Here is a 14,060-nt window from a genome sequence, read left to right on the forward strand (position 1 = left end):
TTTTCAGGCCGCAGGCTTGCGCCTGCGGGAACGCACCGGGGTCGCGGCTGCAGGCATCGGCCGGTGCGCGAGCAGCAGGGGCTTGATGTCGGCGCCGGGGCGTGGTGGGCTGAACAGATAGCCCTGCATCTCCGAACAGCCGAGCGCGCGCAGCAATTCACGCTGCTGCTCGGTCTCGACGCCTTCCGCCGTCGTCGTCATGTGGCGCGCGGCGGCGATGTTCACCACCGCCTCGACAATGCTGGCCGACCCTTCCGGCTCGCCGATATCGGTGACGAAGCAGCGGTCGATCTTGATCTTGTCGAACGGGAAGCGCTTCAGATAGCTCAGCGAGGAATAGCCGGTCCCGAAATCGTCGAGCGCTATCCTGACCCCGATGGCGCGAAGCTGGTGCAGGATGGCAAGCGCCGCTTCGTCGTCGCGGATCAGCACCGCTTCGGTGATCTCGAGCTCCAGCCGGCCCGCGGCCAGGCCCGACGCCCCAAGGGCTGCCATCACCTTCAGCGCCAGCGTGCCGCTCTTGAACTGTACCGGCGAGACGTTGACCGCAAGACGGACATCGTCCGGCCAGGTCGCGGCCTCGGCGCACGCCGTGGTCAGCACCCACTCGCCGAGCTGATTGATCAGGCCGGTCTCTTCGGCGATCGGCACGAAGTCGGCCGGCGAGATGATGCCGCGCTGCGGATGGCGCCAGCGCACCAGCGCTTCGCAGCCGGTGATCCTGCCGTCCCGCAGGTCCAGACACGGCTGGTAATAGACCTCGAAGCCGCCGTCGACGATGGCCTGTCGCAGGTCCATTTCCAGCACACGGCGGGCGCGCACCTGGGCGTCCATTTCCGGCCGGAAGAAACGATGGGTGCGGCGGCCGGCGGCCTTGGCGGCGTACATCGCCAGGTCCGCGTTCTTCAGGATCTGGTCGACGTCGGAACCGTCCTGCGGCGCCAGTGCGATGCCGATCGAGGCGTCGGTGGTCACGTGATGGCCGAGGCATTCGTAAGGAGCGCGGATCGCATCGTAGATGCGGTGGACGAGTTCGGTGACCTCGTCGGCGCCCGTCACCCCGGTCTGCACGATGGCAAATTCGTCGCCGCCGAGCCTCGCCACGAAATCGGTCTCGCGCACGCAAGCACGGAGGCTGACCGCGAGGGCCTTGAGCAACTCGTCACCGATCATGTGTCCGAGCGAGTCGTTGATGCTCTTGAACTCGTCGATGTCGATATACAGCACGGCAAGCTGCCGGTTGGCCGCGACGTGAGGCAATTCCTGCTTCAGTTGTTCGTGGAACAGGGTGCGGTTCGGCAGGTCGGTGAGCGCGTCGTAATGGGCGAGGTGGGTGATGCGTTCCTCGGCCTGGCGTTGTTCGGTAACGTCTTCATGGGTCGCCACCCAACCGCCGTCCGCCAGCGGTTCGTTGACGACCTGGACCGAACGTCCGTCCGGGGTCGTGATGATCATCGCGTTGCGCTGCCCGACGTCGCGCAGCACCCGCACGACATAGCGGTCGACGTCGCCGGTGAACGATCCGGTCTGCTTTCGATGCGCGATCACGTCGCGGAAACTGCAGCCCGGCTTCACGATCTCGGCCGACAGGCCGTACATGTCGAGATAGCGCTGGTTGCAGATGACGAGGCGCTGCGAGGAATCGAACAGCAGCAGGCCTTGCGTCATGTTGTTGACGGCGGTGTCGAGCCGCTGTTTTTCCAGCGTCAGCCGCTGCTGCGACGCGCGATGCTGCTGCAAGAGCTTGCGCACAACCAGGAACAGCAGGATGGCGATCGCCGCCACGGACAATCCAGCCACCGCGATCAGGATGGAGATTTGCGCGCGCCAGTCGGCCAGCGCCGCCGCGGTGGTCGTCGCTGCGACGATCACGATCGGAAATTTGCTCAGCGCGCGCGAGGAGATCACCCGGTGCTCGCCGTCGAGCGGGCTGGTCAGACGGGAGGTGGTATTGGCGCGCTCGAACACAAGCCGCTGGCTGGCCGGGCCGGACTTGAAGTTCTTGCCGATCATCTCGGCGACATGCGGATAACGGGCGAGCAGCGTGCCGTCGCGGTGGTGCATGGCGATCGCGGCATCCGATCCGAGCGCCACCGAAGCGAAGAATTTCTCGAAATTGGCGGGTTCGATGCCGCGGCCGATGGCGCCGAGGAATTCGCCGTTCGGCCCCGTGACCTTGCGCGCGATCACTGTGGTCCAGACGCCGGTGACACGGCTGTAGACCGGCTCGATCACCACGGTCGGCGATTCCGGCCCGGACTTGAAGGTCTTGAAATAGGCCCGGTCCGCGACGTTGACGGGCGGGGCGGGCCAGGCCGCCGACGAATTGATCAGTCTGCCCTCGACGTCGAAGACGTTGACACCGCCGACATAGGACACCGCCTCGATCTTGGACTTCAGCATCAGATGGATTTCCTCGCTCGACATCCGGCGCCGGAAATGTTCCGTCGTTGTGATCAAGCTGGATCGGATGAAGCTGATCAGGTCCTTCTGGACCACCTCCAAATCCTCGAGTTGCTGGTCGAAATGGCGGGCCAGCAGCAGCACGGTGTTTTCCAGCTCGCGCTCGCTGTTGCGCAGCGCGCGTTCGCGGAAATTGCCGGCCATGATGGTCGCGCCGATCGCGATCGCGGCGATCAGCAGCACGCCGCCCAGGATCAGCCATCGGATCGGACCGCCGCGAAAGATCGGCTTGATCTTGAATAAGGCGGTGTTGATTGAACCCATTGAACGAGATCGCTGCCAGGAATGAATCCCGGAAGCAGTGTTGCGTACTCCCGGCCCGTGACTTTGCTACCGCGCCGATATGGAATTGACGTTAGCAAGTCTGGTTAACGAAACGTTAGCCAGGTAGCGAATGCGGCCCATGACAACCTCGGCAGGGCCTAGTTCCAAAGGGGTGCGCGGGTCGGGCGGAACATGATTGCGACGATGGCGGCGGCGATGATGTTGGCGGCGACGCCGGCCAGGATCGGCAACGTGTAATCGCCCGTGAGATCGAATGCGTAGCCGGCGGTGCTGGGACCGATCAGGGTGCCGAACGCGACGCTGGTGTAGAGGATGCCGATGATGCCGCTGACGTTGCGTCCGCCGAAATAATCCATCACCACGGCCGGAAGCACTGCGACCCAGGCGCCGTAGATCATGCCGTAGACGAAGGCGAATCCGGCAAGCTGCCAGAAATTCGTCGAGACCAGCCAGATCGCCAGCGCGCCTGCCATGCCGATGAAGAGCAGCAGCAGGGCGGTCGGGCGGCCGATCCGGTCGGCGAGCCCGCCGAGGAAGAAGCGGCCGGCGGTAGAACCGATGCCGATGACACCGAGCAGCAGCACCGCGGAGGAGGCCGCAACGCCGTGATCCCCGGCATAGGGAACGAGGTGCACGAACGGCACGAACAGGCCGAACGAGCAGATCAGGCAGGCGGCATAAAGCGCAACGAAGTGTGGTGAGCGGATCGCCTCGCTGACCGTGGCGCCCTGCGCCTGCGCCGGGATCGCGCCCGGCAGGACCGGATCGCCGTCGGGGTTGAGACCCCGTGCGCGAGGATCGTTCTCCAGCAGCAGCGCCATCCCGCCGCCAACGATAGCGGCGATGGCGCCGAGCGCCAGGTAAGCGCCGCGCCATCCCAGCGTCTCGATCAGGAGCGTCGCCAGCGGCGGCATCACCAGTGTGCCAACGCCGATGCCGCTCACGGCAAGACCGGAGGCAAAGCCGCGCCGCCGTACGAACCACCGCTGCACCGCCCCGACCGCGGGCACATAGGCGCAGCCGATGCCAAGTCCGACACCGAGCCCGTAAGCGGCATAGACCTCGAGCAAATTGCGTGCGGCAGCCGCCGCGGCGAGCCCGAAGCCGATCAGCAGCATGCCTGCCAGCGCGAGGCGGCGGGAGCCGTAGCGGTCGGCGAGGGGGCCGCTGACGATGCCGAGGGCAAAATAGAGAAAGCCCGCGAGCGAAAACACCAGTGAGACCGAGCCGCGCGAGGCGCCGAAATCGCGCTGCAGCGATTCCAGGAACGCGCTGAACGTATAGGCGCAGCCGAAGCCGACAAGGGTTACGGCGAACGCGGCGGCCACGACGAACCAGCCGTAGAAAATGCGGGAGTTGGGCAGCGCGGATTGGATAGTCACGATTGCCTCCACGGGCTCGGAGCGGGATGGCGACGGTGCCAGGATGTGATCCTCTGGAAGGCTGCGCCGGCGCGTATCAGCGTGGCTTCGTCCAGATGCGCCGCCACAAGCTGAAATGCGATCGGCAATCCGTTTGCGGAGAAGCCGCCGGGCAGCGTGATGGTGGGATGCCCGGTCATGTTGAAGGGGCAGGTGTATTCCTGCAGCCTGGCAATCAGGTCCGGCTGCTCGCCGAGCGTCTTGATCATGGCGAGGGTCAGGGGCGGAAATGGGTGCACCGGAATTAGCAGCACATCGACGGTCTCGAACAGCGATGTGACCCGGCCGCGCAATTCCAGTCGCCGCAGCAGTATTTTCTGGTACTCCAGCCCAGATAGCGCGCGACCTGTCTCGACGACGGAGGCGAGAACGGGACCATATTCATGCTTGCGCGCCGGATAGGTTGCTTCGTGCGCGACCGCGGCTTCCACGGCGCAGTTCGGAACCCAATCGGCGACGGCTTGCTTCACGTCGGGAAACGGCAGGTCGACGATACCAGCACCCTGCGCACGCATGACCTCCATCGCTTCCCCCAGCACCCGCTGGGTTGCAAGGTCCACGCCGTCGATGCTCCATTTCGCGTCGAACCCAATCCGCAGGCCGCGCACATCCTGCTCGGCCGCGGCGAGATAGTCGGGCACGGGATCGGGGACGGCCGTTGGATCGGCGCGGTCGGGTCCGGCGATGACGCCGAGCATCGCGCCGGCATCCGCCGCGCTCCGGGTGATGGTCCCGATATGGTCCAGGGTCGCTGCGAGTTCGAACACGCCGTGGCGGCTGACGCGTCCCCAGCTTGGCTTCAACCCGGTCAGGCCATTGGCGGCGCACGGCCATCGGATCGAGCCACCGGTATCGGAGGCGAGCGAGCCGTAACAAAGCCCTGCCGCGGTTGCGACCGCCGAGCCGCTCGACGAAATGCCCGGCCAGTAATCGGCATTCCATGGATTCTTTGGTGGTGTCACTGACGGGTGGTGGTCGGAATAGGCACCTTCGGTAAGCTGCAGCTTGCCCAGCACCACCGCGCCGGCTTCCTTCAGGCGGCGCACCACGCTTGCGTCTTGATCGGGACGGAAATCGCGATGGACGGCGGTGCCGGCCGCCGTCGGAACACCTTTGGTCCAGAACAGGTCCTTGAGCGCAATCGGGACGCCATGCAGCGGCCCGCGATAATGTCCGGCAGCAATTTCGGCGTCGGCCGTTTCGGCTTGGGCCATCGCGGCATCGGCCATCACCTGGACGTAGCTGGCGAGTTCACCGTCCAAGGCGGCGATGCGGTCGAGGTGCGCGCGCGTGACTTCCAGCGACGAAATCCGGCGCGTCCTGATGCGCGCCGCAATCTGCGTGAGCTCAAGGTAATGCAAATCCGCGGTGGCATCCATTCTCTGTCTCCGTCATCGATACGGTCGGAATCGGATCATGCGTCCGACACCTGTATATTAGTTATACTGGTGTCTATTGCTGTCAACCGGTAAATCTGCTTTACTGGTGTTTATGTCGCGGGAATCAAAAAAGTTCGGCGTTCCGGACGAGCTGGCCAATCTCTATGATTTCGCCAATACGCTCGACGTCAGGCACTTCACGCATCACGGCGTGCCGCATCCGCAAGGCGATGAACTGACCAGCGCGCGAGAGCTCGCGAGCTGGATGTCGCAACGCGGGCTGGCGCCCACCAGCGCGAAGCTCACGCCGGCGATGTTTGCAACCGCGATCGAACTGCGGACGTTGGTGCGCGACTATCTGCAGTGCGATCCGCTGGAGCGGCACGCAAACAAGGATGCGGTTCGCGCGCTGAGCAAAGCGCTGAAGTATTTTCCGCTGGTCGTGGCCGCAGGGGATGACGGCATGGTGCTGCGGGCGGCGCGCGAAGATGCGCTCGCGGGACTGTCGCCGATTGTCGCAGAACTCTATGACGGCTCCAGAAATGGAACGCTGGATCGGCTTAAAATGTGCGCGTCTGACGAATGCCGCCGGGTGTTCTTCGACCGCTCGAAACCATCGACGCGGCGCTGGTGCATGTCATCGCTGTGCGGGAACCGGATGAAGACACGCAGCTATCGCGAGCGGCAACGCAACGCCGGATAAATCACTGTGACCCGTGACTCGGTCACGACCGGCGGACTGAACGGTGTCTCTCGCCGATCAGTCCCCGGCGCGGTAATGTCCGGACTTGCCGCCCTTTTTCTCGACCAGATGAATGCCTTCGATCCGTACACCGCGCTCGACGGCCTTGATCATGTCGTAGATCGTCAGGCAGGCGACCGACACCGCCGTCAGCGCTTCCATCTCGACGCCGGTCGGCCCGGTGACCTTCACGGTGGCGCGGACGACGCAGCCGGGCAATTTCTTGTCGGGCGTGATGTCGAGCGTGACCTTCGACAGCGCCAGCGGATGGCACAGCGGAATCAAATCCGACGTACGCTTGGCCGCCATGATGCCGGCAATGCGGGCGGTGCCCAGCACGTCGCCCTTTTTGGCGTTGCCGGAGACGATCAGTTCGAGCGTCGCCTTGCTCATGATCACGCGGCCTTCAGCAACGGCTACGCGTTCGGTGGCGGGCTTGGCCGACACGTCGACCATCCGCGCTTCGCCCGATGCATCGATGTGGGTGAGGGCGCCGCCTTTGGAAGCCTTCCGCGCCATCGCCTAGCGCGTCCCGGTGGCGCGCGGCACGTCGGTACGGGCCAGTAACGCCCGCGTGGCCGCAGTGACGTCGGCCTGGCGCATCAGGCTTTCGCCGACCAGGAAGGTCGCCATGCCGACGCGCGCGAGGCGCGCAAGGTCTGCCGGCGTAAAGATGCCGCTTTCACCGACCATCAGGCGATCCCCAGGGATCAGCGGCGCGAGCGCCTCGCTGGTCACCAGCGTGGTCTCGAAGGTACGCAAATTGCGGTTATTGACGCCGATCATCGGCGAGCGAAGCTTTAGCGCGCGATCGAGCTCGGCGCGGTCGTGGATTTCGATCAGCACGTCCATGCCATGCGCGATGGCGGCATCTTCCAGATCTCTGGCCGTGCCGTCATCAAGTGCGGCCATGATGATCAGGATGCAGTCGGCGCCATGGGCGCGGGCCTCGACCACCTGATAGGTGTCGAACAGGAAATCCTTGCGCAGCACCGGCAAATTGGTCGCCGCGCGCGCCGCGACCATGAAATCGAGGTGGCCCTGGAACGACGGCGTATCGGTCAGGATCGACAGACACGCCGCACCGCCGGCTTCATAGGCTTTTGCCAATGCCGGCGGATCGAAATCGGCTCGGATCAGCCCCTTGGAGGGCGAAGCCTTTTTCACCTCCGCGATCAGCGCATAGTCACCGCGATCAAGCTTTTCACGGATCGCATGCAAGAAGCCGCGCGGCGGCGGCGCGGTTTTGGCCAGCGCTTCCAGGCTTGCCAGCGGATGCGTCCGCTTGGCGGCGGCGATCTCCTCGCGCTTGTAAGTCTCGATCTTGCTCAGGATGTCGGACATGTCAGGCGCTCCCGCGGTCAGCCGTTGGACACCGCGATCAAATGCTTGAGTTTTGCAGCGGCAGCACCGCCGTCGAGCGATTTGGTGCCCAGCGCGACGCCTTCCTTCAAATCCCTGGCGCGGCCGGCGACGATCAGCGCCGCCGCGGCGTTCAGGAGAGCGACGTCGCGATACGCGCTCGGCTTGCCGTTGAGCACGCCTTGCAGCGCCACCGCGTTGGCGTCGGCATCGCCGCCCTTCAACGCTTCGCCGCCGACGCGGGCGAGGCCGGCCTCTTCCGGCGTCACCTCGAAGGTGCGGACATTGCCGTTCTCGAGGCTCGCGACAAAACTCGGGCCGGTGAGGGTAATTTCGTCGAGACCGTCGGAGCCGTGCACCACCCAGACCGACTCGGAGCCGAGGTTCTTCAGCACCTGCGCCAGCGGCAGCACCCAGTGCCTCGAGAATACGCCGACCATTTGCCGCTTGACGCCGGCCGGGTTGGACAGCGGTCCGAGCAGGTTGAAGATCGTGCGAGTGGCGAGTTCGACCCGGGTCGGGCCGACGTTCTTCATGGCCGGATGGTGTGCGGGCGCGAACATGAATCCGATGCCGGCTTCGCGCACGCAACGGCCGACCTGGTCGGGCGAAAGATCGATCCTGACACCGAGCGAGGCCAATACGTCGGCCGCTCCCGACCGCGAAGACAGCGCACGGTTGCCGTGTTTGGCGACGGGCACGCCGGCGCCCGCGACGATGAAGGAGGCGCAGGTCGACACGTTCACCGACCCGGACCCGTCGCCGCCGGTGCCGACTACGTCGACGGCCTCCGCCGGCGCCTTGACCCGCAGCATCTTGCCGCGCATCGCCGACACCGCGCCGGTGATCTCGTCGACCGTCTCGCCGCGCACCCGCAGCGCCATCAGTAGTCCGCCCATCTGCGAGGGCGTGGCCTCGCCGGACATCATGCTGTCGAAGGCGGAGGCGGCCTCCTCACGCGACAGCGTCGCACCGGTGGCGACTTTTCCGATGATAGATTTGAGGTCGTCCATCGCGTTGCTTTCAGGATTGGGACGTCTTTATCTCTTGAGCATGACCTTCGAGCAAACGCTACGCGTTTGTCGAGGGAAAACCGGTGCCCACGTCCCGGATCATGCTCAGTTGCTGTTCGCGCCCGTCACCTGTGCGAAGGCCGCCTGGTTGATTGTCGTGCCGATCTCTGACTCGATCTTCGTGACGTACTGCGCGACCTGTTCGTCGGTGAGGCCCCGCAGCAACGTCTCCTTCATTTTCTTGACCTCGTCGGCAGCGACGTTGACCGAGGGCATGCTGACATCGGTGACGCGGTACACGATCCACTCGCTGCCACCCGCGCCGGCGGTTTGTCCGACGCCATCCTTGGCGGTGCGAAACGCCGCGGTGATGAGACTCGAGGGCACGCCGGATGGAGCGGCGTCGCGCCGGAAGCCGGTTGCGGTTTCGACCTTCGAGCCGATCGACGCGGCTTCTTCGGCCAAGGTGGCACCACGCTCGAGCTTGCCGACCATCTCGGTCGCCTTCGCACGCAGCTTGCTCGAGATCTGGTCTTCGCGCCATTTGGCTTCGACCTGGGCGCGGACCTCATCGAGAGTGCGTTCACGCGACGGCGTAACGCCGAGAACGTCGTACCAGACATAACCGCCGGCAAACTGGATCGGATCGTTGTCGACGCCGACATTGCTTGCGAAGGCCTGCGAGACCACTTCGAGACCGCGCGGAATATTGCCGACCGGCTGGCCGTCAGGGCCGCGGCCGGAGCGGTCGACGGCCTCGATGGTGACTGCCGTCAGTCCGAGCTTCTGGGCGGCTTCGACCACGCTGGCGCCGCCGCCACGCTCGTCTTCCATCTTGTTGTGGAGTTCGGCGACCTTGCTGCGCGCCCGCTCGGTCGCGATTTCCTTTTTTATCTGCGCCGCGACGCTTTCATAGGAAGGCGTCGTCGCCGGTTCGATCTTGCCGACCTTGACCAGCGCCACGACGAACTGGCCTTTTATCGGCTGGCTAACCTCGCCGGAGGGCAGCGCGAACGCCGCGTCGGCGATGGCCGGATCGATGATGGCGGATTTTGCCGTCATGCCGAGGTCAACGAGATTGGCGTTGTGTTCCTTGGCGACGTCGTCGAACGACATTCCGGAGGTGATGCGGCTGCGCGCAGTGAGGGCTTCCTCGGCGTTTTGAAACACCATCTGCTGCACTTCGCGCTTCTCGGGCGTACCGATCCGGTTGCGGCTCTGCTCGAATACCTTCTTCGCATCCTCGTCGGAGACTTCGGACCATTTGCCGAGTTCCTCGGGGCTGACCACGATGAACGATAGTTTGCGAAATTCGGGTGCGCGGAACTGGGTCTTGTGGTCTTCGAAATAGGCGGCGAGCGTCTCGGGCGAGGGCGTGTCGATGGTGCCGGCCTGCGCGGCGTCGAGTTTGATGTAGTCGACCGAGCGCTGCTCGTTCTGGTACCGGGTCAAGGCATCGATCATGAGCTTCGGCGGCTCGAGCCCGGCCGTAACGGTGTCCGCGATCTGGCGCCGCAAGCCCAGCCGCCGCCGCTCGGCGAGGTAGCGCTGCTCGGTGTACCCGTACTGGCGGATCGTGGCCTGGAAGCGCGCCGGATCGAAATTGCCGCCGATTCCCTTGAACGCGGGATCGTTGTAGATGATCCGCATGGCCTCGGCATCCGACTGTGCAAGGCCCATGCGCCGCGCCTCCTCGTCGAGGGCGGCTTCCGCGATGGTCTGCTGCAGCACCTGACGATCAAGCCCAAATAAACGGGCTTGCTCCTGGGTCAGCGGACGGCCGAACTGACGGCCGAATGCCTGGAGCTTGTCGGTGTAGATCTGGCGGAATTGCTCGGTCGAGATTTCGGTCTTGCCGATCTTGGCCAGCGTCGACTGCCCAAAGCCCTTGAAGATGTCGGCGATGCCCCAAACAGCAAAGCTGAGAATCAGCACGCCCATCACGACGCTCATGACGGCCTTGCCGAGCCAGTTTGATGAGGCTTTGCGTATTCCTCGAAGCATTGGTCCGTCTTCTATCTAAAACTAAGAGGCTGATTTCATTAAATTTTTCGGTTTCCCGCCCGCACCTCAGCCATAGGTGCGGGAATAGATGTTCTTTTTTCGGTCTCGGCACGGTCTAACTTGCCGATGGCCCCCGCGGCAAGCCTGCCGCGGTTTGCGCTTTTGGCGTACAGCGTCGCCATCCGTCCCCCAGACCAGCCGAAAAACGGCCTCCAGTTCGCGCTCGGTCGCCCCGTTTCCGGCCGCCCAGGGTCACCGCGGCCTTGCGCATGCCGTGAACCGATTTCCGGCCTCACCCGCCAGATCTGTCTGGCCGACGCCACGAATTCGGTCCCCGGCGCGCCCATGGTCCATGGCGCCGGTGGGGCCAGCCTCGAGCGTAGGCTCCGGCTGCGGCAGCGGCAACTCGACTCGCATGCCGGTCTTTGTCGATCGAGATGACGGTTCGACGCACCGGTAGGCCGCACGAACTCCGGTGGGCCTATTCGGCCTCGGCTATGAATCGATCCTGATTGTCGGGGCGACGCGGTGGTCCGCGACTACGTCGTGACCAAGTCCTGCGTTGAGACTTCCGGCTGCAGCCGCATCCGTATCATTCGGCTCGATAATACAAATGCACTTCGCCGCCGTTTGGCATGAGGCGGGATATTCGCTTGATACGTCCCTCGGCGGTTAACCGGTTCAACTTGTGATGCGTTGTTGCGTGCGCCCCAAGTTCATAGCGCATCCAAATCTCAGTGGCGCCCTCTGCATTGTCTTCACTGATTGGAATGGTTGCCCACAACCGATCGACGTCGGGCATGCTGCTGTCTCTTCATTGAGTCCTAGCGCAAGATCGAACAAACCCAGGCGCTCTGCGAGAGCGCTAGGCAGAAAGCTAACAGCCAGCTCCGTCGCGGAAAAGAGGATTGGGAAAATTTGGTAATAGTACCGAGCACCACGGCCGGTTCTGGCGCAAACTGCGTAGGGAGGTGCGAGCTCGCGCAGGGTCCGTCAATTGCGTCGGCAGAGGCAGTTCGATTGATACGCGCTTCACGGTTTCATTTATCGCGCCGAGACGCGGCGTTGTTACCGCAGAACCGCATCCGCTATCCTGGTCTGGTGAACAATTCTAGCGACGGCGGCCCCCGATGTTTGCCTAATCACGGGCTTCGACGGCGCTGCGCTTTCCTTTACGGCTGCGTCAAGTTGAAGGGCCGCGGCCATTGTGAAGTCATCGCCGCCGCCGCTAACGGTCCCGAGCTCGTCCATGTTCAGTTCGCGAATTTCAGGCACGGTCCCTCTCCATGGTGGCGGTCGCTTGTCATGTCGGTAGGCTAGCCGTCTGTTCAAATTTGAATGTGTCAGGAGTCACACAACAAACTTGTTCTTTGCGGAGAGCGGATATGCGGCGCCCGCACGGCGATGTCGGCTTGACCCACGGCAGGCGTGAACTGGAGGGAGCTTGGTTCACCCATTGTCTGGCGGAGTTTCACTTCACGTTGATTTTGAAACGATTCACAGCTCGGTCAAATTGAGCTAGGGTTGGGGGAATACTGCTGCCTGCAAGACCCGATGACGTCGTCGGGTGATTTTGGCAACTGCGTCATTCTCCAAGCAGCCAGTGCAGCAGGCTAATTCCGTACCATACAGGCCGGACTGTGAGCGCTATGGGAGGAAACCATGCTTCTTCAGCGGACGATCAGCATCATAACAATAGCCGCAATCGCATCGACGGCGGCGTATGCTCAGAACGCCAGTTTCGGCACGCCCGCCGAGGCGAAGGCCATGCTTGAGAAGGTCGTTATCGGCATGAAAGCCGACCCGGCAAAAACCGTCGGTCAAATCAACAAGGGGGAAGGAGGCTTTCGCGACCGTGACCTTTATCCGACTTGCGCAGGCCCTGACGGCAAGAACATCGCCCATCCCGATCCCGCGCGTATTGGCCTCGTGCAGAAGGACATCAAGGATGTCGCGGGCAAACCCTACGGGGCGGAATTTGCCTCTGCCGTTGAAGATAAGATCACGGAGGTAACATACATGTACCCGCGCCCCGGCGAGGATAAGAGACCGGTTGAGAAAGTAGGCCTCGTGACGAAGGTGGCTGGCTACATATGCGTGGTCGGATACTACAAGTAGGTCGTAATTACCGACGCCTTTCCCGAGATCATGATGTCGGCTCTTGGCATCTCTGGCCGGCCGATGCACGCGTGCGCTATGCCGGTACAGACCCAGGTCAGATCGGCCCACCGCTTCGCGCTGCTGTTTCGCGCTCATTCAACTCGGGCGCCCATTCCAATGGTGGCAAGCCCACGGTCAGCCATAAATTCCGCCGGACGCTCTGATCAGTTGAATCCGACGAGGCACTCCGCCCGACTAGCTGAACGCAAGAACGAGCCAACTTGAGCACAACATCACAAGGGCAGTTATGATTAGCGCGAGGAATCCGCCGGACACGAAGTCATGATCACGCATGGCCCACCTCCTGTCGGGAACGGAGGCTGGTCCGCATTTATTAAAAATTTCGGAATCAGCTTAAGGATCTCTGCACGGGCCTATTGAAGCGGTTAACGGCTCAGAGATCATTTGAAGCGGTATCTGGAACTGGTCGCGCGCCTCTGCTAGCGGATGGGACCCCATATTCGAGAGAAAATCGACATGCCCGACGCCATTCGGCACCTGATCGCCGGCAACTGGAAAATGAACGGCCTCAAGTCCTCCCTGGCTGAATTTGAAGCGATGCGCGAAGGTGCCGCAGCGGTGGCCGCCAAGGCCGACCTGCTGGTCTGCCCGCCGGCCTCCCTGATCGCCACCCTGGCCGACAAGGCAAAGGGCTCAAAACTCGCCGTCGGCGCCCAGGATTGCCACCCGAAGGCCTCGGGCGCCCATACCGGCGACCTTTCGGCTGAAATGCTGGCCGATGCCGGCGCCAGCGCCATCATTGTCGGCCATTCCGAGCGACGTGCCGACCATGGCGAGACCGATGCCCTGGTCCGGCAGAAGGCGGAAGCCGCCTGGCGGGCGGGGCTTACCGCCATCGTCTGCATCGGCGAGACCCAGGCCCAGCGCGACGCCGGGCAGACGCTGGAGGTCTGCGGTGGCCAGCTCAAAGGCTCGCTGCCGGACGGATCGACGTCAGCCAATCTGGTGGTGGCCTATGAGCCGGTCTGGGCGATCGGCACCGGGCTGACCCCGACGGCAAAAGATGTCGAGCAAGTTCATGCGTTTATCCGGGGTGTTCTCACCGACCGATTTAAGGCCGAGGGAAGCAAGATCCGGATTCTCTATGGTGGTTCGGTCAAGCCATCGAATGCGGCCGAGCTGATGGCGGTCGCCAACGTCAACGGCGCACTGGTCGGCGGCGCCAGCCTGAAGGCGGCCGACTTTTTGGCGATCGCCGCGGGGTGCTGAG

At 63.6% G+C, this 14,060-nt stretch carries 11 protein-coding genes; 3 read left to right on the forward strand and 8 right to left on the reverse strand.

Annotation, left to right across the window (positions count from 1 at the left end):
- Positions 1-3: 3 nt before the first annotated feature.
- The 3 genes from ABIE49_RS38525 to ABIE49_RS38535 all read right to left on the reverse strand — a co-directional run bounded on the left by ABIE49_RS38525 (position 4) and on the right by ABIE49_RS38535 (position 5,548).
- Positions 4-2,727 carry a bifunctional diguanylate cyclase/phosphodiesterase gene (locus tag ABIE49_RS38525; protein WP_192739569.1) on the reverse strand — a complete coding sequence of 908 codons (2,724 nt, stop codon included), beginning with the start codon at positions 2,725-2,727 and terminating at the stop codon, positions 4-6.
- A 158-nt stretch (positions 2,728-2,885) separates the two neighbouring features.
- Complete coding sequence (locus tag ABIE49_RS38530) at positions 2,886-4,130, reverse strand: MCT family MFS transporter (RefSeq protein ID WP_192739568.1); 1,245 nt, start codon at positions 4,128-4,130, stop codon at positions 2,886-2,888.
- Positions 4,127-5,548, reverse strand: a complete 1,422-nt coding sequence (locus tag ABIE49_RS38535; protein WP_192739567.1) for an amidase — start codon at positions 5,546-5,548, stop codon at positions 4,127-4,129. The genes ABIE49_RS38530 and ABIE49_RS38535 overlap by 4 nt, the downstream gene beginning before the upstream one ends.
- 112 nt (positions 5,549-5,660) lie before the next feature.
- Between ABIE49_RS38535 and ABIE49_RS38540 the strand changes: the two genes are divergently transcribed.
- Positions 5,661-6,251: a CGNR zinc finger domain-containing protein gene (locus tag ABIE49_RS38540; RefSeq protein ID WP_192739566.1), complete on the forward strand. Its 591-nt coding sequence runs from the start codon at positions 5,661-5,663 to the stop codon at positions 6,249-6,251.
- A gap of 57 nt (positions 6,252-6,308) precedes the next feature.
- On the opposite strand, the gene moaC is transcribed toward ABIE49_RS38540, so the two are convergent.
- From moaC to ABIE49_RS38565, 5 genes are all read right to left on the reverse strand, one after another.
- Complete coding sequence (moaC, locus tag ABIE49_RS38545) at positions 6,309-6,809, reverse strand: cyclic pyranopterin monophosphate synthase MoaC (protein ID WP_192739565.1); 501 nt, start codon at positions 6,807-6,809, stop codon at positions 6,309-6,311.
- A gap of 3 nt (positions 6,810-6,812) precedes the next feature.
- Positions 6,813-7,634 (reverse strand): indole-3-glycerol phosphate synthase TrpC, encoded by an 822-nt coding sequence (gene trpC / locus ABIE49_RS38550; protein WP_192739564.1) that lies wholly within the window; start codon positions 7,632-7,634, stop codon positions 6,813-6,815.
- A gap of 17 nt (positions 7,635-7,651) precedes the next feature.
- Positions 7,652-8,665: an anthranilate phosphoribosyltransferase gene (trpD, locus tag ABIE49_RS38555; RefSeq protein WP_192739563.1), complete on the reverse strand. Its 1,014-nt coding sequence runs from the start codon at positions 8,663-8,665 to the stop codon at positions 7,652-7,654.
- A gap of 105 nt (positions 8,666-8,770) precedes the next feature.
- Entirely contained in the window at positions 8,771-10,669 is a 1,899-nt protein-coding gene (locus ABIE49_RS38560; protein ID WP_192739562.1) for a peptidylprolyl isomerase, read from the reverse strand.
- A 592-nt stretch (positions 10,670-11,261) separates the two neighbouring features.
- Positions 11,262-11,471: a hypothetical protein gene (locus ABIE49_RS38565; RefSeq protein WP_192739561.1), complete on the reverse strand. Its 210-nt coding sequence runs from the start codon at positions 11,469-11,471 to the stop codon at positions 11,262-11,264.
- 860 nt (positions 11,472-12,331) lie between these two features.
- Between ABIE49_RS38565 and ABIE49_RS38570 the strand changes: the two genes are divergently transcribed.
- Both ABIE49_RS38570 and tpiA read left to right on the forward strand, forming a co-directional pair.
- On the forward strand, positions 12,332-12,787 hold the full coding sequence (locus ABIE49_RS38570) for a cache domain-containing protein (RefSeq protein ID WP_192739560.1): 456 nt from the start codon (positions 12,332-12,334) through the stop codon (positions 12,785-12,787).
- Positions 12,788-13,306: 519 nt separating this feature from the next.
- The gene (tpiA, locus tag ABIE49_RS38575) at positions 13,307-14,059 is read left to right on the forward strand and encodes a triose-phosphate isomerase (protein WP_192739559.1); all 753 of its coding nucleotides are present in this window, start codon (positions 13,307-13,309) and stop codon (positions 14,057-14,059) included.
- Position 14,060 lies beyond the last annotated feature (1 nt).

Source organism: Bradyrhizobium sp. OAE829 (assembly GCF_040546575.1).
In the GTDB taxonomy this organism is placed as follows: Bacteria; Pseudomonadota; Alphaproteobacteria; order Rhizobiales; family Xanthobacteraceae; genus Bradyrhizobium.